This is a genomic window from Glutamicibacter sp. FBE19 (assembly GCF_015524875.1).
Classification (GTDB): Bacteria; Actinomycetota; Actinomycetes; order Actinomycetales; family Micrococcaceae; genus Glutamicibacter; species Glutamicibacter halophytocola.
The window spans coordinates 99,804-118,109 of the sequence record NZ_JACKQN010000007.1 but is presented as its reverse complement, the minus strand read 5'-3'; the positions used below and the strand labels follow the sequence as shown (position 1 = coordinate 118,109).

The window sequence follows — 18,306 nt, the reverse complement described above, 5'->3', positions numbered from 1 at the left end:
AGATTATGCCTTGCACCTGTGATGTTTCCCTGAAGGCAGGGGAAAGGCTGGGTCGGATCTGCTGCAGTCCGGAGGTGCTTGCGAGAATGGGGAACATCGATGGGCGATTGAGGAGCTCGAATGAATTTGGATATTGCTGAAGCCTGGCATCGCCTGGCACAGCCGGTGGTTGTCGATCTGAACTCATGGCAATGGCTGATTATTGCTGCTGTGGTGCTGGCGATGGTGATTCCGGCCCCAGCATGGCGCATTACCGGACTGTACTCAACGCTGGTTCACGAACTCGGCCATATCGTCTCCGCGTTGTTCACCGGAAGATTTGTCACTGGACTGCGGTTGGGGTGGGATCATTCCGGCGAAGTCGTGAGCCGCGGGCGCGGAAAATTCTCGGTGATTGTTTCAGGGATATTCGGATATCCCGCGCCGTTGTGGGTTTCAGCTTTGATGTTCTGGGCAATTTCCATCGGCTACGCAGGCCAGGCGCTGGGGATCTACGCGCTCTTCTTCCTGCTTGCACTGGTTTTTGTCCGCAACTGGCCGGCATTTGTGGTGTGCACGGTCAGTGCCCTCATCGCCTTGGGCGTCGTCTTCTTCGCCCCGGTGGAGGCCTACCTTTATCTCTCCCTGCTCATCGCAGGATTCTTGCTGATTGCAGGATTGCGTGACTACGCGAAGCTCTTGGCCGTACATACCTGGCGGCGCCGCGACGTGGCCCAGTCCGACGCCTACTTGATTGCCCGGGCAACGCACACCTTTGCTGGCCTGTGGCTCTTGGTGATTCTTGCCCTTGGGGCGGGCGCGCTGTGGTGGGCAAGCCGCAGCCTATTGACGTTGTTCTGAGCGGTTTTTCATGCCCTTGCGCAGCGTTCGGCGCGTCGTGGCCCGGGAAATTACCCAAGCGGCGGTGGCAGCTGCTCCTATCGGCAGAAGTTTCATCTTGCGTTTGCCGGTTCTCTGCGGATCCATTTCCATGTCCTGGAGCGGGTCGCCACCATGATTGATGCGGACTTCTTGCGCTTGGACGAGGTCCTTGTAGTTAGCCAGCTCTTGCTTGGCCACCAGGGTGTCATCGCGCAGGGGGAGCAGGATGTCGTCGGTCGCGGGCAAGCCGGCGCGCAGACGGCGCAGGCGGATGAACTCAATATCAACCAGCGCGCCGAGCAGCAGCGCGATGTTGCTGATCCAGCAGGCCAGCACCAGGATAATGACACCGCCGATAGTCCCGTAGGTAGCTGAATAGCTGGCGAACTGCGAGAGATAGATTCCAAATCCAACGAGGGACAGTCCCAAAATGACGAGGGCCGTTAGGGTTCCGGCAGAGAACCAGCGGAATCGCGGACGCTTGACGTTCGGGGTGAAGTAGTAGAGCAATGCCAACACGAGAAGAATCATCACCAGCATGATCGGTGGTTTGGCGATGTTGAGCATCAGCACGAAACTATCGCCCAGGCCGACGACGTTGCCGATACCGCGGGCAATGGATCCTGAAGTGACCAGCAGGACAAGCGTGAGAACTGCAACCAGCATGATCAATACGGTGATGAGGAACATCTGAGGACGGCGTTTCCACTGCGGGCGTCCTTCGGGCACGCCATGGAGCCGATTCATGCTGCGGCCGAACGCTGTGACATATCCAGAGGTGCTCCAAAGAGCACCAAGGGAACCGGCGAGGATGGCCCAAAAGGTTCCGCTGGCTTGCGATGCCAATCCTTCAAGCAGCTGCTCGGTGGTGTCTAGCAGCTGTTGCGAATCGCCATTCGATGCTTGGCCATTCGGAGCCAGGCCCTGTTCCAGGATCTCCATGATCCATTTGGTCCCGCTGTCGCTGGCGCCTGCCAATGACAGCAGCGAGATCAGTGCCAACAGTCCCGGGAACATGGCCAAAACCATGAAGTACGAGAGGGACGCTGCGACATCCAAGCCATCGTTTCTGAAGAATTCACGCAATGCGCGGGGGAAGCAGTTGAGAGACTCTTTCATGTGCTCTTTGGTGAATCTGCCTTTGTCTGGCATGTGGTTCCCCTGTCTGGCTAATGAATTCATCAGTGCGACGATCTGCTTTCGCACATCACACTACCTAACCATCTCTCCGGTGACTAGGTCATTTAGATCAGCGTCGTGTCTTCTTCCCGAGCGAGCATCCAAGTGTCATTGCAGGGAGGCCGAGGCGCCTTGACGAAATGTTCATGCTCAAGGCGCCGAAATTGGTGAATTGCTGATTGCCAAGGACCTCGCTATGGAGCATGCGAAGCGGCGATCTTGACACGCGATTCTGGCGCTTTTCAGGGCCCGATAACGGATTGAAAGCTATATCACAGAAAATTGTTTGATATCCAGTTCAGATTTGTAACATTCTCGCCGGTTCACAAGGAGTTTAAGGAACTTCGTGCCGCCCAAATTTAATTTTTTTCCGAGATGGTGACCTGTAATTACGCGGAATCTGGACGTTTCCTGAGTTGCGAAGGGGGCGGGGGTCTGGGTTAGGGTCTTTATAACGTTTCGATAACACTCGCTGTGTTATTGGGGAAACAGGTACTACCGGGACTTCCAAACCGCTCGCCAGGGTAGTGCTTCATACAACGTCGAAATGCGACGCTGAGCGGTGCACGAAGATGGTCTTGGACGACCTGAGCGCGGGAAGAGCACTGGAGAATCATGATCCAGCAGAAGACTAAGAAATTGATCCGCCGCGGCGGAGCCTCCTTGGCAGCCGTAGCAGTAGCCGGTGGCGCAATCGTTGCCACCACTGCACCAGCAAATGCTGCAAGCACCTGGGACAAGCTGGCTCAGTGCGAGTCCGGCGGAAACTGGTCCATCAACACCGGTAACGGCTACTACGGCGGCCTGCAGTTCTCGCTGTCGACCTGGAAGGCATTCGGCGGCTCCGGCATGCCAAACCAGGCCTCGAAGGCCGAGCAGATCCGCATCGCAACCAAGATCCAGGCTTCGCAGGGCTGGGGCGCATGGCCAGCATGTACCGCGAAACTGGGCATCAGCGGAACCCCAACCGGTGGATCCTCGAGCGATTCCTCGTCGAGCACCCAGGCCAAGCAGGCCGCTCCACAGGTTGCCGAAACCAAGAAGGCTGCTCCTAAGGCCACCCAGACCAAGCAGGCCGCTCCACAGGTTTCCGAGAGCAGCAACTCGGTCAAGTCCACCAAGCAGGCTGCTCCAAGCACCTCGGGCAAGCACGCGGCTCCGGCTCCACAGGCGCCAGTGTTCAACATTGATGTCACCGACTCGGGCAAGAACTACACCGTCAAGTCCGGCGACACCCTGGCCAAGATTGCTGACCAGCTTGGTGTTGACGACTGGCGCGGCCTGTTCGTTCTGAACGACGATCAGCTGAGCAACCCAGATCTGATCATGGTTGGCCAGACTCTGAACGTTCCAGCGAACTAATTTCGCTAGACCAGCAAGCTAGGTCCGCAGAGTGCCAATTGGCACCCTGTGGACCTAGCTGCATTTAACGCACCTGTGCATGGGGAGCAAAAATGCGCAGTACGCTGGTGGCATGCGAACAACCGATGATGCTGGGCAAACCACCGAAAAGATCCTCGGTGGCGGTTTTGTCGAATCCGGGGTGCTTGAATTTCCGATGGCGGTCAAGATGCAAGGGCCTCGATCGTGGTGGAACGGACCGCTGGATGTCGAGCAGCTCGCGCTGGGGTCGGTTGGCCTGGTAGCTGCAGCGCTGCACTCGCTCAGCGCAGGCCGACTGGATGTGGGCATCCAGTCGGATCAAGTGGCAGCCGCCTTTGGCTCTTCAAGCCTTCTGCGGATCAATGGCGAACAATCCCAGGGCTTCGCCGAGCACTCGGGCTTTTATCGCACGGGTGATGGTTGGATAAGAACTCACGCGAATTACCCGCATCATGAACAAAGGCTATTGCATTCTGTGGGGGCTTCGGTCGGTGGCGGCCTTCGCGAATCCCTGGCAGGGCTCTCGTCGGTACAAGCCCAAGAGCTCATCGTGGCTTCGGGCGGTGTGGCCGCGGCAGTGCAGACTCGTGCCGATTGGGCTGGATCCGCTGTAGGCCAGGCGGCCAAGCGTGGTGCATGGGCACAATTCACGCTTCATGAGGCGAACAGAAACGAGGCCTGGAGCTACGCTCCTGGTGCCAACCGGCCACTGGAAGGCCTGCGGGTCCTGGACCTGACGCGCGTTATTGCCGGACCGACCGCGAGCCGGACGCTGGCCGCCTTTGGCGCAGAAGTATTACGCGTAGATGCCCCGCAGCTGCCGGAGCTGCAGGCGCAGCATGTTGATACCGGTTTCGGCAAGCGCAGCTGCTTGCTGGATTTGTCGTCACCAGTTGATGGTGAGCGCATGGCTCGCCTGCTGGAGGGGGCTGACGTGCTGATTACCGGGTACCGGCAAGGGGCACTGAGCCGTTTTGGCCTGGACCCGCAGAGCCTGCAGGAGAAGTATCCAGAGCTGATCATCGCTGAACTTGATGCCTGGGGCTATGAGGGCCCGTGGGCCAGCCGCCGGGGCTTCGACAGCATTGTGCAAGCTGCCTGCGGAATTTCCGATGCCTATCGCACCGAGCGTGGTGAACCTGGCGCTTTGCCGGTACAAGCCTTGGACCACGCAACGGGATACGGCCTGGCTGCGGCTGTCATCGCCATGGTTCATGCTCGTTCAGAGAGCCGTGGCGTTGGCCTGGTGCGCTTTTCCCTCGCGCGCACGGCGGAGGCGCTCTTCGCGCTAGGGGCACCGGAAATCCCGGACAAGGAACTGGAAGATCTTCGTACCGGGCGGATGGCAAGCTCTTATGGCGAGCTGGAGTATGCGCTGACGCCTTTTCTCATCGATGGGCATCTGCTTGACTACCGCGCAGCGTCACCGGCCTACGGGCAGGATGAACCGATCTGGCTTTAGCCCGTGGCCGAGCACTGAAGCGGCAAATTGCTGGGCGGGGTGCCTCAAGGCGCTCGACAACGCCAGGAATCGCTGCCTGCTTTGCTTGCCTGGCCAAGCCTCTGGCAGCATGCCATCGGGAAGTCCCGGATCAAGGTAGGGCAGGGCGCGCCAAGCGTCAATCATGCCCACGTAGCCCCGGTAGGCCTCGGCCGGATCTGCCTGATCCGCGCTGAGCCCGGCGGTAGTTTCAAGGAATTGCTGATGCCTTGAGCCAAGCTGTTCCAGGTCCCACCATTGCGCGGCGGCTTCGCGGGCCGTGGCGGGGAAGTGCGGTTGCTGAACTGTGAAGATCGTTGCCTGCGCTCGAGCATGCAACGCTTCCAAGGCCGCGTCGACCTCTTCGCGCAGATATTCCGGAAAGATCCACAAGCCTGCAGCCACCAGTCCGCCGCCGAGCTGCAGGAAATGCTTGCGTATCTGATGGCGCAGCGGGCGCAGGGTTTCCGGCAGGGAATAGGCCACCAGGCACCACGGGTCCATGGCGGACATCTGCCGGGGAGTGAAAATGCGGCGGCTGCCGCGTTCGAACATCGCCTGGGCCATCTGCGGTACGCGCAGGGCCGAATCGGTGCCGTTCTCCAGCACCTGCTTGTCGATCAGGCGGGAAATGGCAGTCTGCGCTGCTGCCGTGGAAATTCCCGCCGCTGTAGCCAGCTCGACAACGTGCGTTCGCGGAATCGGGGCTCGCCGGTGGCGCAGGTATAGTCCGGTAATGGTTCGGATGATGGATGTGGCACTGCCTGTGCGGGCCTCGAAGTCGTCGAGGCTGAAGGCCGATATCGGGGTGCTAGTTGCCAATTTCGGTGCGCACCGCAAAAAGCTCGGGGAAGAAGGTCAGATCCAGGGCGCGCTTGAGGAAATCGACCCCCGAGGAACCGCCGGTGCCGCGCTTGAAGCCGATGGTGCGCTGGACAACGCGCAGATGGCGGAAGCGCCAGGCTTGGAAATTGTCTTCAACGTCAACCAGGTCTTCGCAAGCCTGGTAAAGGCTCCACGCGGTTTCTTCGGATTCGTAGATTTCCTTGAACACTGGCACCAGTGCTTCTTGGAAAGTCCACGGCTTGGTAAGGTCCCGCGACAGGATCTCCACGGGGATCTGGTATCCGCGGCGGGCCAGCGCCGCCAGGAAAACGTCATAGAGGCTTGGTTCGTGGAGCAGCTTGGCCAGCAGCTCGTGGGCCTTGGGATCTGCTTCGTGGACTTTGAGCATCCCTTCGTGCTTGTTGCCCAGGATGAATTCAACAGCGCGGTATTGGAAGGACTGGAATCCGGAGGAAGAGCCGAGGAAGCCGCGGAACTGCGCGTATTCCCGGGGCGTCAAAGTAGCCAGGACCGACCATTGCTCGGTCAGGGTTTTCTGGATGTGCTTCACACGGGCCAGGCACTTCAGTGCTTTGCCGATGTCGTCGAGGCCCAAAAGCCGCCGGGCTTCGAGCAGCTCGTGGAGCATGAGCTTGAGCCATAGCTCGCTGGCCTGATGCTGGATGATGAACAGCATTTCATCGTGATGCTCGGGCACGCTGACCGGGTGCTGCGCGGAGAGCACGCGGTCCAGGTCCAGATAGCTGCCATAGGACATGGTGTTCCTGAAATCGGTGCGGACGCCCTCTTCGATGTCGCGCTGGTTTTCGGTCTGTGGCTTCTGGCTGCTCATGGCATCAGCATATCAATATTCTTACCATCGTCACAATATTGAAAATATGGATCGGGAATACAATTGGCAGCCGTTGGGTTGAAACATGCATACGCATATAAAAATCGAAAGGGCGGCAGCAATGAGCAAGTCGGTTGTAGTGATCAGCGGTGGTTTGGGTTCTCCCTCCAGCTCTTCCTTGCTGGGGCGGCAAATTGGCGAAAGCATCGCAGCAAAGCTTTCATCGAAAGGCGTCCAGGCTGATGTCAGCAACATTGAACTGCGCGAGCATGCCAGCGACATCACCAACAACATGCTCACCGGTTTTGCAGCCCCCAGCCTGCAGCGCGTGATTGATGCCGTCATCAATGCAGACGTCCTGGTCGCTGTCACCCCGGTATTCACCGCATCGATTTCTGGCCTGTTCAAGTCATTCCTTGACATCCTCGATCCCAAATCGCTGGATGGAAAGCCGGTGGTGCTCGCGGCAACGGCAGGAACCCAGCGCCACCAGCTGGCGATCGACTATGCAATGCGCCCGATTTTCAGCTACCTGAGGGCCAACGTCATGCCGACGTCGGTCTTCGCGGCCTCTGAGGACTTCGGCGGGCAAGGCATCGCCGGAACCCTGGCTGAACGCGCTCGCCGGGCAGCCGGCGAAGTGCTACTGGCCCTCGGCGCTTTTGACGGGCGCTTCGAGGCTGATGCTGCTTTAGGCGATACCCGCTCGATCGCCCCGTCGGTCAGCGAATTTGCAGATCCGAACGACGAGATGACCTCGCTTCCCTTTGAAGAGCTGCTGGCCAATGTGAAGGCATCGGGCAGCTAGCAGGGCCGGAAATGTTAGTACGATGTGCCCTGCACCCAGAAGCTGGGTACGATCAAGAAACGTGAGCCATCTCATTGAGTCGGTCGGTGGGTGCTCACCTTGGTTTGAACTGAAGTGAAAGGTGCAGCGCCGATGCTATCCGAGGAAACAATCACGGCCATTGCCGATGAGCTGGTCCAGGCCGGCGAAACGCGAACTCCGGTGCCGCGTCTCACCGCGCGCTACCCGGAAATGACCGTAGAAGACTCCTATCGCGTGCAAAACCTCTGGCGCCAGCGCTCCGAGGCCGCCGGCCGGGTACTGGTGGGCCGCAAAATCGGGTTGACCTCGCGGGCCATGCAGATGGCCACCGGCATCACCGAACCTGACTACGGAATCATTTTTGACGACATGGTCCACGACTCCGGGGCCACGTTCAACTTCTCCGAATTCACCGGTGCCCGCGTGGAAATGGAACTGGCTTTCAAGCTCAAGAAGGACATCGAAGGCCCCCGCGCCAACATTTTTGATGTGCTGGAAGCTACCGAATACGTGATTCCCGCCCTCGAAATTCTCGATGCCCGCATCGAGATGGAAGGGCGCACCATCGTGGACACGATCAGCGATAACGCCGCCATGGGCGCCATGGTCATTGGCGGCAACCCCGTGAAGCCCGACGCCGTGGACCTGCGCTGGGTTTCGGGCATCTTGTTCAAGAACCAGACCGTGGAAGAAACGGGCGTGGCTGCTGGCGTGCTCAATCACCCCGCCGCCGGTGTGTACTGGCTGGCCAACAAGATCGCCCCGCACGGCGACAAGCTCAAGGCAGGAGAACTGATCCTTGCCGGATCCTTCACCCGCCCAATGTGGGTGAACGCCAACGACACTGTTTTTGCCGACTACGGACCGCTGGGAACTGTGACATGCCATTTCGAGTAGAACCGGATCCATCGCTCAAGGATGCGCTGAAAGATGCCGCCCGCCCGCTGGCCGGCATTTGGGTGTGCTCCGCCTCGCCCTTGATTGCCGAAATTTGCGCCGGAGCCGGATTCGATTGGGTTTTCATCGACGCCGAGCATTCTCCGAACGACCTGCAGAACATCCTGGCGCAGCTCCAAGCCGTGCGCAGCTACCCTGTGGTGCCAGTGGTGCGCCCGGCGGTAAACGACCCGGTTGTCATCAAGCAGTTCCTGGATCTCGGCGCGCAGTCGCTGATTATTCCCATGGTTAATGATGCGCAACAGGCCTCAGCGGCTGTGGCTGCCTGCCAGTATCCTCCAAAGGGGGTGCGCGGTGTCGGCTCGGCGCTGGCACGTTCGGCACGCTGGAACCGCATTGACGGTTACCTGGCCCGAGCCGATGAAACCATCACCCTGATGGTGCAGATCGAAGCCGACGAAGCCGTGCGCAACGTCCAGGAAATTGTCGAAACCGACGGCGTCGACGGCATTTTCATCGGGCCTTCCGACCTGGCAGCCTCGATGGGTGTCATCGGCCAGCAAAACCACCCCGACGTGGTGGCCGCAGTGATCACTTCCATCAACGCCGCGAAGGCTGCGGGCAAATACGCAGGGGTCAATGCCTTCGACCAGAACAGCGCCCGCAGGTACATGGATGCGGGAGCTGATTTTGTCGGAGTCGGCGCAGATGTGGCGTTGCTGGCCCGTGCCACCGAGGCGCTGGCCGCGAGCTTCAATTCCGGAGAACAGGCACCAGCACCGAAGAGCTACTAAAGCGCTGGTTCTGGGCAATCGCCCAGGGCAAGGTTGCGCGTCGAAGGGCACAGGGCGCGCTGAATGGTGGCAACATTGACAGTGATGAGTCGCGAAAAGAAACCCATGAAGGCCGTGATGTTGCGTCTGCGCAATGGCTGGCCAATGCCCCTGGCGTTGCAGGGCGTGTTCGAGATCCTGCAATCGGTCGTGTTCTGCCTGGCCTTGATCATGCTGCCCTTGGTCGCTGTGTACTTCAGCGGCGGGTTCCTGGAAGATTCCTTCAACATCATCTTGCAGTTTGCCGGATTTGCCTGGCTGCTGATTCATGGGGTCCCGGTGGAGTTGCTGAACCTCGGGCCGGAAGCCGACCCGGCATCCGTCTCCGGGTGGGTCACGCTCATTCCGCTGGGACTGTCGCTATTGCCGTTCCTGTTCTGCCTGCGTGCCGGGCGGCGCATTGCCCGCGCCTCCTACACCGACCAGTTGTGGCAGGGGCTGCTCGGCGCCTTCATCGCCTATGGCGGCATCGGCGCTGCGGTGGGTTCCTTGTCCAATAACAGCTACGGGCGAGTCAACGTGCTGGCCGCAACGTTCATCCCGCTGGTCATTGCGGCGCTGGGGCTGATCATCGGCGCGCGACGCGAGGCAGGGTCCTGGGCCCGGCTCTTCGGCGTCGACATGGCCGCCTATATCCAGCGGATTTCCCCGCACCGCCGCTGGGCCGGATCCTATGTCTGGCACGTGATCGTGGCCGGGTTTCTGGGCTATGTCGCTGCCGTTGGCATCAGCGGCCTGCTGCTGACCATCAATCTGGGATTGCACTGGACCGAAGTCGCCAACGTATACCAGGAACTGCGGCCGGGGCCGATCGGCTCGGCCGCGCTGACCCTGGTGCAGCTGTCCCTGATTCCCAACGGGGTCTTCTGGGTCCTGTCCTGGATTAGCGGTGGCGGATTCACCCTTGGCACCGGGAGCACCCTGTCGACGCTGGAAACCACCGTCGGCCCGCTGCCTTCGATTCCCATGCTGGCTTCACTTCCGACAGGCGAGATGTCCCATCAGTGGCTGTTCCTGCTTTTGCCGGTGGCTGCGGGCATCATGGCCGGCTGGTACTTCTTGCGCGGGGGAGAGAACCACCTGGAAGATTGGTTCGCCCGCCGCATCCCGTTCAACATGCTCTCCTTGGGTCTTTCAACGGCCTGCCTGTCGCTGTTCACCGGTATTGTTGCCGCTGCCCTGAGCCTGATTGGCTCGTGGCTGGCCTCCGGCTCCCTGGCTATTGGCCGGCTGGTCGACCTTGGCCCCAACCCATGGCTCACCGCCGGCGCCCTGGTCTTGCAGGTTGGCGTGGGCACTGCCATCGGCTACCTGATTGCTCCGCTATTTGAAACCGACCCGGTACTGGAAGGCTAGCCGCCCGGCACCGGAACCCCGAGGGAAAAATTCCGCCAGCTCCAGCACGGAATCCCGCGTTCAACTGATCGTTTCTTGCACCCAAAGCACGGCCTGAGTTGAGAAACGGAAGAAACTGCCCTCGGGACTAGTCGAAGCGGACAACGCTCAGATCATGGAAACTCGCCGAGCCACCCGAAGCATACACCGAAAGGCCAGTGCTCAGCGGCGAGGGGAAAATCAGTTCCGTCATCGTCACCAGGCCCCCTTGGGCGAAGACTTCCACGGAGCAGTGGTCAACAAAAATGGTCAACTCGTAACGTCCATTGGCGGGGCGCAACGGGGCCGTGTCCAATGAGGCAAAAGCCTCGTGGAAGCCCGATTCCCCGGAGTTCCGGCGGTCCACGAAAAGCCGGGATTGCGCAATGTTGATTCCGATGCGCGTCCCCTGGTTCTCACCTCCGCGAACAACCAGCCCTACTTCAGCTGCCGTTCCGGGATCGATGGACAGCTCGATGCGCTGGACTGCTCCTTCGGCCTGGTCCAGCCTCAGCGCGGCATCGTGCACCTGCAGCGTTTCTTGGGTGAACCGGTCCGTGGACTCCAGCTCCTGGCCCGGATCAAATGCTGGAGCCTGCACCAAGCGCGGGCGCCCATGGACGGTGCGCAGCGAAACTTCGCGGGCCAGGGACATCGGACTGCGCCAAGGGAACGTGGGGATCTGGTTGGCGTATTCCCAGTTGTTCATCCAGGAAATCATCAACCGGCGTCCGTCAGGAACATCGGCAAAGGACACTGCCGCGTAGTAGTCGCGGCCCCAGTCCAGCCATTGGTATTCGGACAGGGGCCCGCCGCCGCGCACCTCGGACACCGTGGACTCCGAAGCGAAGGTCGTGCCATCAAAATGGCCAACAAAATATTGTCCCGCCGAGCCTTTATTGGGTCCGCCAGGATTCAAGTTCACGATCAGCACCCACTTGGTCCGGGTGGGGTCATCGTCTACAGGCAGCTCGAACAGGTCCGGGCATTCCCATACGCCGCCGGTGGCGTTCGCCGGTCCGAAGGTGCTCAGGAACTCCCAGTCCAGCAGGTTCTCGGACTTGTACAAGAGCACCTGGTGGTCTTGCGCTTCAACCGCCACCATGACCCAGTAGCTGGCACCCGCCGAGGAATAGCGGAAGACCTTCGGGTCGCGGAATTCGGGGGAGCCGCGGTCGATGACCGGGTTTCCCCCATGCTTCATCCAGGTGTAGCCGCCGTCAAGGCTGTACGCGATGGACTGGGCCTGGATGCCGTGGCGGGCATGTCCCGGCTTGTAGGCACTGGTATAAAAAGCAACCAACGGGGCTGTGCCGGCGGTGCCCAGGCCGCTGTTGTTGTCCCGGTCGAAAACGATGCTGCCAGAGAAGATATCTTCATTCTCATCGCAGGCAATGGCCACCGGGTGGTGGGTCCAAGCCAGGAGGTCTTCCGAGGTCGCGTGGCCCCAGGACATGTTCCCCCAGACATTGCCGTGCGGATTGTTCTGGAAATACAGGTGGTAGACGCCATCGTGGTAGATCAGCCCGTTGGGATCATTGATCCAGGTGTTCTGCGCTGAAAAGTGCAGAGCCGGGCGGTACTTTTCGGCCGTTGAGGCGGTCGAAGCAGTCATGGGAAACAAGCTCAATTCTGTGCTGGTTCGGTAGGTTCTGAAGCAAAGGGCCGGACGGAATTTCAAGGTTCCATCCGGCCCCGGCTTGTCATCGGTGAATTAGGAATTGGACTTGTAGCGGTCCAGGGCCTGCTGGTAGACCTCGACCATGCGGTCGACTCCAATGTTCTGCAGCTGCGAGACATAGCCGTCCCATTCGCCGTCAATGCCGCCACTGACAATCCACTTGGCGACGTTCTGCTCAACCAGTGAAGCGGCATCGGTTTCGATGGTGCTGATTTCCTGCAGCTCTTCGTTGGACAGCGGGACCGGCGGGTATCCATCGTTGCCGGCGAATGGCTTGTAGAACTCGTTGACCACCTTCTGGCGTTCGGCGGCACGCGGTTCCGGAGCGACTACGGTCTTGAAGCTTTCAGCGGTGTTGGCCTTCGGTCCGCTGGGCGCAACCTTTTGGCGGCGCTCGCCTTCGCTCTCGCCCTTGGCCGCTGGGATCTGCACCAGCAAGCCGGTCTTTTCGTCCTTCTTCAGGGTCACGCCGATTGGTCCCCAGTTGGCCTGGGCCGATTCAATGGGATCGTAGAGGTGGTCGGCCCAGCGCATGGTAGCTGCCGGGTACTTGTTGACGTTGGTGATGGCGAAGGCGCCACGGGCGATTTCCTGGTTATTGGACTGGCTGGAAATGCGCTTCCCGTCGACACCTTCCAGGACTGGAACAATCGCGTAGTCCTTGGCGCGGTCGGCGCCGACCATTTCAGGGATTTCCCACCAGACGAAGGAACCGAGGTTTTCCTTGGCGGCCTTGCCCTTGGAGAGGTATGCCTTGTCGTCCTGCGAGAAGGACTCCGGGTCGATCAGGCCTTCCTTGTACCACTCGTGCAGGGTCCCGATGGCCTTCTTGTACCCTTCTTGGGTCGGGGTGTAGATGACCTTGCCGTCCTGGACGATGCGGTGATCGGCGTTGTCCGGGATGCCGCCGAGCGCCGCAATCAAATCAACGATATCGGCGCACCATGAGCCTGGCATGAAGCTCAGGGGAATGGTCTTGCCGGTGCCCGAAGCGTCCTTTTCCTTGAAGGCCTTGAGCGCATCGTGGAATTCTTCCACGGTCTTCGGCATCGGGATATCCAGTTTCTCAAGCCACGCGGTGTTGACGATCAACTGGTTGGGGAACTGGACCAGCCCGAGTTCCTCGATGGACGGGAGCGAGTAGATGTGGCCATCGGATGAGGTGATCGCGGCCTTGATGTCAGGGCGTTCGCTGAGCAGCTTCGAAAGGTTTGGCGCGTTCTTTTCGATCAGGCCCTCCAGCGGAATCAGGGTTCCGCTGGTTGCATAGGTGGCGATTTCTGAATCGGTGAGCCCGGAGTTGAAGAAGGCATCGGGCAGGTCTCCACCGGCCAGGATCAGGTTCTTCTTTTCCTGGAACACCGTTTCCGGGAGGTTCTCCCAATTGATGTGCACATTGGTGTCCTTTTCCCAGTTCTTCACCACGGTCATGGTGTTGAAGTCAGGGGCCAGCGCCGTTTTGGAGCCGGAGAAGGTCAAGTCCAGCTTTTGGTCAACGAGGGGCAGGCCGGTGTCGTTCAATCCGTAGTCTGCTGAAGAATCTTCAATTTCCGGAGCGTCGGAGCTGCCTCCGCCGCAAGCGGTGAACATCAATGTCCCGGCTAGCGCTGCAGCCGCAGCTGCATGTCGGCGATTAAGTGCCATGGTGGTTCCTATTCTGATTGGGCCTGTGCCCGGTGAGGGAGAGGGGGGAAGAACGATTACTTGACTGCGCCGATCATCATGCCCTTGGTGAAGTGCTTTTGCATGAACGGCAGGGCGATCATCAGCGGGAGGCTGGAGACCACGATCATTGCGTACTTGGTCAGTTCGGCAATGCGCTGGGCCGCAGCGTAGGAAGCTATGTCGCCTCCGGTCGTGCCCGTTGAGGAAACATCGGATTGGATGAGGATGTTTCTGAGCACCAGCTGGAGTGGATACTTCGAGTCGTCGTTGAGGAAGATCAAGGCATCGAAGAAGGAGTTCCAATTGGCCACCACATGGACCATGATCATCAGCATGATCAACGGCTTGGACAGCGGCAGGACCATTTGGAAGAAGAAGCGGAAATCATTGGCGCCATCCATCTGTGCCGCTTCCCGCAGTTCATTGGGAATGGTGTTCTCAAAGAAGGAACGGGCAATAATCAGGTTCCATACGCCGATGGCGCCAGGCAGGACCACGGCCCACACGGTGTTGAGCAGCCCCAGATCCTTGACCACGAGGTACTTGGTGATCAGGCCGCCGTCGAAGAACATGGTGATGACAAAAAGCAGCATCAGGTACTTGCGGCCCGGCAGATCCTTGCGGGACAGCGCGTAGGCGCCGCACAGGATAGTGCTGACGCTGATCGCGGTGCCCAGCACCGTGTAGATCATGGTGTTGGCCAGGCCGGACCAGATCCGTCCATCGGTGAGGATCCGCTGGTACCCCTCGAAGGTGACTCCGGAGGGGAAGAGCCAGACCCTGCCTTCATACACTGCGTTGGGATCGCTGATGGAGGCGATCACGATGAAGTACAGCGGGTAGATCACGGCGATGATGGACAGGAGCAGGATCGTGGTGGCCACGATGGTGAAGGTGCGGTCAGCGTACCTGTCGCGGAAGGCGCGGAACTTCGACTTGCCCTCGGACCGGCGGGCAGCCGCAGCCGGCGATTCTCCTCGGGGAGGAACGGTCTTTGCAGGGAGCGTTTTTAATGACATCGGAGATCACCACAAGGTTGCTTGGTTGGCCCGGCGAGCAACGCGGTTGAAGATCAACAGCAACACCAGGTTGAGGATGGAATTGAACAGGCCGATGGCGGCGGAGTAGCTGAACTGTGCCTGTTGCAGGCCTGCGTGGTAGACGTAGGTTTGAATGATTTCGGAGTTTGCCAGGTTCAGCGGGGTCTGCATCAGCAGCGCCTTTTCAAATCCGACATTCAGCAAGTTGCCGATGGCCAGAATGAACAGCACCGTGACCATGGGCATGATGCCCGGCAGGTCAATGTGCCGCATGCGCTGCAGCTTGGTGGCACCGTCAACCTTGGCGGCATCGTGCAGTGCCGGGTCGATACCGGCCAATGCGGCCAGGTACACGATCATGGAGAAGCCAGCTGTCTGCCAAATATCCGAGATCAGGTAGATCGGCCGGAACCAGTCCGGGGAGCCCATGAAGAAGATCGGCTCTCCGCCGGTGAGCTGAATGGCATTGTTGATCAAGCCCGAGCGCGGCGAGAGCAGGACAAACATCATGCCGACAACCACCACGGTGGAGATGAAGGCCGGGGAGTACAGGACGGTCTGGGTGAACTTCTTGAACTTTTCGCTCTGCAAGCCGTTGACCAGCAGGGCCAGGATGATGGGCACGGGGAAGGCGATCAGAAGTCCGAGCACCGCGATCCATACCGTGTTTTCCAGAACCTGGGTGAATTGGTATGAATTGACGAACCTGATGAAGTGCTGCAGGCCAACCCACGGGCTGCCGGTGAAGCCGTCGGCAGGATTGTAGTTCCTGAAAGCGATCTGCACACCGTACATCGGCCAATACTTGAAAATCACGATATAGGCGATAGCAGGTACTAGTAATACGTATAACTGCCACGCTGACACCACTTTTTTGAGCGTGAGCGACAAGGGGACCCTGCGCTTTGCGGGGGTCTTGGCGAATCGCCTGGGTGCGGCAGGTTTTGATTGACTCAAGGCTTCTCCTTGGGGTGCGATACCGACGAGCGTTCAATAAGCGGGCAGTCCATGAGCTTGACCTGGCCATCGGGCTGGGCTCCCTGGAGCAGGAAATCCACCGCCTGCCGGCCCATGGCGGCGAAGGGCAATTCAAGAGTGGTCAGGCCGGGGCGCAGGAACGGGGCAAGTGTTGACTGGTTGTCGAACCCGATGATGGAAACATCCCCCGGGATTGAAATCTGCAACTCTGCCGCGGCCTGGTAAACGCCCCATGCGGTGCGGTCGTTGGCGCAGAAAATAGCCGTCGGGCGACGCGAAGCGCCAAGCAGTTCCATGCCGTAGGCATATCCATGGGTTTCACCGCCCTCGCCAAACCGGATGAATGAGGGATCGACCTCTAATCCTGCTTCGGCCATGGCCTGCCGGTAGCCTTCAAAGCGTCCCACGGCGGCCGGAAGCCCGCTCTCCAGGGTCTCGATATTGATCATGCCGATCTGGGTGTGGCCAGCTTCGATCAGCCTTCGAGTTGCCGTGTATCCGCCCCGGACTTCATCCGGAGCGACGCTGGGCAGCTTTCCGTCCTTGTCCTGGGCATTCAGGACTACCGATGGAACACCGGCCAGGGCCTTGGGCACTTCGAGGTAGCGGTTGTACATTGCCGCGTAGACCACGCCTGCGACTTTGTAGGACAGCATAGTATCCAGCGAAGCGGCTTCGAGCTTTTTGTCGCCGCCGGTGTTGATGGTCAGCAGGAGCAGCCCCTCTTCCCAGGCTCGTTCCTGCGCGCCTTCGATGATCGCTCCGGCGAACGGCGAGGTTGCCACCGTGTCGCCAATGAAGCCGATCATGCCTGACACGCCTTCGCGAAGCACCTTGGCGTGGGCGTTGGTGCGGTAGCCGAGTTCTTCAACCGCGTCCCACACCCGTTGCCGGGTATCGGCGGAGAATCGCGAGCCTGGCGCTGAATTCAACACCAGGGAGACGGTGGCCTGGGATACGCCTGCGGCAGCGGCCACGTCGTGCATTGTGGGCCCGGCTGAAGGCTTGGCTCTAACCATGTACCCGTCTCCCTGTTGAGTGATGCTTATTAGTTATTCGTATAACAAGAGAAAAATGTAGCACGGGTCACAGGCTTGGTCAACGCGGAATTCAAGAAAATTCACTGGCGCCATTGCTTCGGCGCGCGCAGGCCAAGCGCACCGGAGCGCGGCTAGCTGGCGCTGGAATCCAAATCCCACAAATGATGCACAAAATCGTGCCACGCATACTGGTTCAAGGACTCCACGGTAAACGCCGAGCCATTCGAGCGCAGTCCACGCCGCGAATAGGACGCCTCATCGATGCTGCCTAATTTCTGCGCATACTTTGTTGCCGCATCCCGAAGCCGCGTGACGACGTCATCAGGCTCAAGCGCGTTGTAGTTGCCTTCGGCTGCGGCTTGGTCCTGATCCCAATTGGGGAAGGTGGGGTCATCGTGCTGGAGCATCAGATCCAGCCGGCCATTCATGATCTCCAGCATCTGCGCCACGTGGGCGGCGTACTCTTGATCGCTCCATCGCGCGGGGCTGGTCCTCACCCGCGCTTGCGGCCTGGACAGTGCCGCCACATAGCGTTCCACGCCATCTGGCAATTGCCCGATGACGTCCGCGGGAGTTACCGCGCGGACGTCGTATCGGCACTGCGGGCAAACCGATTCCAGGACAAAGGTCCAATTCTTCTGATCCGGAACAATTTCGCTCATGGGCTCATCTTCCACCCTGCCCGGCAGCCTTGCCAGTTTGCGACCGGGGCAAGCAACAATCTGGTGCCGAATGAATAACTAGCCGCCGCGAACCGTAGAATTGAGCCCATGCGCATTGTGGTTTTGGTTTCAGGCACCGGTTCGAATCTCCAGGCAGTCATCGACGCGGTGCAGGCCGGCGAACTGCCCAACGTCGAGATCGCCGCTGTCGGCGCCGACAAGCACGATACCTTCGGCGTGGAACGTTCGGCCCAGGCCGGAATCGAAACCTTCGTGGTGAACTTCAAGGACTACGAGGATCGCAAGGACTGGAACCACGCGCTGACCGAAAAGTGCCTTTCCTACGCGCCGGACTATGTGGTGTCCTCCGGCTTCATGCGCATCGTCGGCGAAGAATTCATCAATGCCTTCGATGGCACCTATATCAACACCCACCCGGCCCTGCTTCCGTCCTTCCCGGGCGCCCACGGAGTGCGCGATGCGCTGGCCTACGGGGTGAAGGTCACCGGATGCACCGTGCACATTGCCGATGCCGGCGTGGACACCGGCCCGATCCTGCGCCAGGAAGCGGTGGCCATTGACGATGATGACACCGAAGAGACCCTGCATGAACGCATCAAGGTTGTGGAGCGCCGCCTGCTGATTGCCACCCTCGCGGATCTGGCACAGGACAAGTAGCCTACCCTCTCGTACTGGCGCCGGAGGGCGAGCCGTCAAGGTGCGTAA

At 59.8% G+C, this 18,306-nt stretch carries 17 protein-coding genes; 8 read left to right on the top strand and 9 right to left on the bottom strand.

Annotation, left to right across the window (positions count from 1 at the left end; all coding sequences use genetic code 11):
* Nucleotides 1-120: 120 nt before the first annotated feature.
* The gene (locus tag H6F58_RS12385) at nt 121-840 is read left to right on the top strand and encodes a M50 family metallopeptidase (protein ID WP_146277726.1); all 720 of its coding nucleotides are present in this window, start codon (nt 121-123) and stop codon (nt 838-840) included.
* On the opposite strand, the gene H6F58_RS12380 is transcribed toward H6F58_RS12385, so the two are convergent.
* On the bottom strand, nt 823-1,980 hold the full coding sequence (locus tag H6F58_RS12380; protein WP_195181875.1) for a YihY/virulence factor BrkB family protein: 1,158 nt from the start codon (nt 1,978-1,980) through the stop codon (nt 823-825). The genes H6F58_RS12385 and H6F58_RS12380 overlap by 18 nt on opposite strands.
* 675 nt (nt 1,981-2,655) lie before the next feature.
* On the opposite strand from H6F58_RS12380, the gene H6F58_RS12375 reads away from it, so the two are divergent.
* A complete protein-coding gene (locus H6F58_RS12375; protein WP_195181874.1) occupies nt 2,656-3,402 on the top strand; it encodes a transglycosylase family protein in 747 nt (248 codons plus the stop codon).
* Nucleotides 3,403-3,514: 112 nt separating this feature from the next.
* Entirely contained in the window at nt 3,515-4,885 is a 1,371-nt protein-coding gene (locus H6F58_RS12370; RefSeq protein ID WP_244652568.1) for a CoA transferase, read from the top strand.
* Here the strand turns inward: H6F58_RS12370 and H6F58_RS12365 are convergent.
* Together H6F58_RS12365 and kynA are read right to left on the bottom strand one after the other, a co-directional pair.
* Nucleotides 4,847-5,725: a PaaX family transcriptional regulator C-terminal domain-containing protein gene (locus tag H6F58_RS12365; RefSeq protein WP_195181873.1), complete on the bottom strand. Its 879-nt coding sequence runs from the start codon at nt 5,723-5,725 to the stop codon at nt 4,847-4,849. The two genes, H6F58_RS12370 and H6F58_RS12365, sit on opposite strands and share 39 nt — an antisense overlap.
* The gene (kynA, locus tag H6F58_RS12360) at nt 5,715-6,581 is read right to left on the bottom strand and encodes a tryptophan 2,3-dioxygenase (protein WP_146277729.1); all 867 of its coding nucleotides are present in this window, start codon (nt 6,579-6,581) and stop codon (nt 5,715-5,717) included. The genes H6F58_RS12365 and kynA overlap by 11 nt, the downstream gene beginning before the upstream one ends.
* A gap of 121 nt (nt 6,582-6,702) precedes the next feature.
* Between kynA and H6F58_RS12355 the strand changes: the two genes are divergently transcribed.
* The 4 genes from H6F58_RS12355 (at nt 6,703) to H6F58_RS12340 (ending at nt 10,496) form a co-directional block, all read left to right on the top strand.
* The gene (locus H6F58_RS12355; RefSeq protein WP_195181872.1) at nt 6,703-7,389 is read left to right on the top strand and encodes a CE1759 family FMN reductase; all 687 of its coding nucleotides are present in this window, start codon (nt 6,703-6,705) and stop codon (nt 7,387-7,389) included.
* A 132-nt stretch (nt 7,390-7,521) separates the two neighbouring features.
* Nucleotides 7,522-8,307, top strand: coding sequence for a 2-oxo-hept-4-ene-1,7-dioate hydratase (hpaH, locus tag H6F58_RS12350; RefSeq protein ID WP_195181871.1), 786 nt, complete (start codon nt 7,522-7,524; stop codon nt 8,305-8,307).
* Nucleotides 8,292-9,101, top strand: coding sequence for an aldolase/citrate lyase family protein (locus H6F58_RS12345; RefSeq protein ID WP_195181870.1), 810 nt, complete (start codon nt 8,292-8,294; stop codon nt 9,099-9,101). The genes hpaH and H6F58_RS12345 overlap by 16 nt, the downstream gene beginning before the upstream one ends.
* A gap of 84 nt (nt 9,102-9,185) precedes the next feature.
* On the top strand, nt 9,186-10,496 hold the full coding sequence (locus H6F58_RS12340) for a DUF6350 family protein (RefSeq protein WP_244652567.1): 1,311 nt from the start codon (nt 9,186-9,188) through the stop codon (nt 10,494-10,496).
* A gap of 127 nt (nt 10,497-10,623) precedes the next feature.
* On the opposite strand, the gene H6F58_RS12335 is transcribed toward H6F58_RS12340, so the two are convergent.
* The 6 genes from H6F58_RS12335 to H6F58_RS12310 all read right to left on the bottom strand — a co-directional run bounded on the left by H6F58_RS12335 (nt 10,624) and on the right by H6F58_RS12310 (nt 17,580).
* A complete protein-coding gene (locus tag H6F58_RS12335; protein WP_195181868.1) occupies nt 10,624-12,129 on the bottom strand; it encodes a glycoside hydrolase family 32 protein in 1,506 nt (501 codons plus the stop codon).
* A gap of 99 nt (nt 12,130-12,228) precedes the next feature.
* Nucleotides 12,229-13,839 carry an ABC transporter substrate-binding protein gene (locus H6F58_RS12330; protein ID WP_195181867.1) on the bottom strand — a complete coding sequence of 537 codons (1,611 nt, stop codon included), beginning with the start codon at nt 13,837-13,839 and terminating at the stop codon, nt 12,229-12,231.
* A 56-nt stretch (nt 13,840-13,895) separates the two neighbouring features.
* The gene (locus H6F58_RS12325) at nt 13,896-14,879 is read right to left on the bottom strand and encodes a carbohydrate ABC transporter permease (RefSeq protein ID WP_195181866.1); all 984 of its coding nucleotides are present in this window, start codon (nt 14,877-14,879) and stop codon (nt 13,896-13,898) included.
* Between the two features lie 6 nt (nt 14,880-14,885).
* Complete coding sequence (locus H6F58_RS12320) at nt 14,886-15,857, bottom strand: ABC transporter permease subunit (protein WP_195181865.1); 972 nt, start codon at nt 15,855-15,857, stop codon at nt 14,886-14,888.
* Nucleotides 15,854-16,897, bottom strand: coding sequence for a LacI family DNA-binding transcriptional regulator (locus H6F58_RS12315; protein WP_244652566.1), 1,044 nt, complete (start codon nt 16,895-16,897; stop codon nt 15,854-15,856). The genes H6F58_RS12320 and H6F58_RS12315 overlap by 4 nt, the downstream gene beginning before the upstream one ends.
* Before the next feature lie 152 nt (nt 16,898-17,049).
* The gene (locus H6F58_RS12310) at nt 17,050-17,580 is read right to left on the bottom strand and encodes a maleylpyruvate isomerase N-terminal domain-containing protein (protein ID WP_195181864.1); all 531 of its coding nucleotides are present in this window, start codon (nt 17,578-17,580) and stop codon (nt 17,050-17,052) included.
* A gap of 108 nt (nt 17,581-17,688) precedes the next feature.
* Between H6F58_RS12310 and purN the strand changes: the two genes are divergently transcribed.
* A complete protein-coding gene (gene purN / locus H6F58_RS12305) occupies nt 17,689-18,258 on the top strand; it encodes a phosphoribosylglycinamide formyltransferase (protein ID WP_195181863.1) in 570 nt (189 codons plus the stop codon).
* Nucleotides 18,259-18,306 lie beyond the last annotated feature (48 nt).

Bases quoted from the DNA above. Each gene is read 5' to 3' on its own strand.
- H6F58_RS12345 (WP_195181870.1), top strand. From the start codon at position 8,292: ATGCCATTTCGAGTAGAACCGGATCCATCGCTCAAGGATGCGCTGAAA.
- H6F58_RS12325 (WP_195181866.1), bottom strand. From the start codon at position 14,879: ATGTCATTAAAAACGCTCCCTGCAAAGACCGTTCCTCCCCGAGGAGAA.
- H6F58_RS12330 (WP_195181867.1), bottom strand. From the start codon at position 13,839: ATGGCACTTAATCGCCGACATGCAGCTGCGGCTGCAGCGCTAGCCGGG.
- H6F58_RS12335 (WP_195181868.1), bottom strand. From the start codon at position 12,129: ATGACTGCTTCGACCGCCTCAACGGCCGAAAAGTACCGCCCGGCTCTG.
- H6F58_RS12370 (WP_244652568.1), top strand. From the start codon at position 3,515: ATGCGAACAACCGATGATGCTGGGCAAACCACCGAAAAGATCCTCGGT.
- hpaH (WP_195181871.1), top strand. From the start codon at position 7,522: ATGCTATCCGAGGAAACAATCACGGCCATTGCCGATGAGCTGGTCCAG.
- H6F58_RS12375 (WP_195181874.1), top strand. From the start codon at position 2,656: ATGATCCAGCAGAAGACTAAGAAATTGATCCGCCGCGGCGGAGCCTCC.
- H6F58_RS12315 (WP_244652566.1), bottom strand. From the start codon at position 16,897: ATGGTTAGAGCCAAGCCTTCAGCCGGGCCCACAATGCACGACGTGGCC.
- H6F58_RS12310 (WP_195181864.1), bottom strand. From the start codon at position 17,580: ATGAGCGAAATTGTTCCGGATCAGAAGAATTGGACCTTTGTCCTGGAA.
- H6F58_RS12340 (WP_244652567.1), top strand. From the start codon at position 9,186: ATGAGTCGCGAAAAGAAACCCATGAAGGCCGTGATGTTGCGTCTGCGC.
- kynA (WP_146277729.1), bottom strand. From the start codon at position 6,581: ATGAGCAGCCAGAAGCCACAGACCGAAAACCAGCGCGACATCGAAGAG.
- H6F58_RS12355 (WP_195181872.1), top strand. From the start codon at position 6,703: ATGAGCAAGTCGGTTGTAGTGATCAGCGGTGGTTTGGGTTCTCCCTCC.
- H6F58_RS12385 (WP_146277726.1), top strand. From the start codon at position 121: ATGAATTTGGATATTGCTGAAGCCTGGCATCGCCTGGCACAGCCGGTG.
- purN (WP_195181863.1), top strand. From the start codon at position 17,689: ATGCGCATTGTGGTTTTGGTTTCAGGCACCGGTTCGAATCTCCAGGCA.
- H6F58_RS12380 (WP_195181875.1), bottom strand. From the start codon at position 1,980: ATGAAAGAGTCTCTCAACTGCTTCCCCCGCGCATTGCGTGAATTCTTC.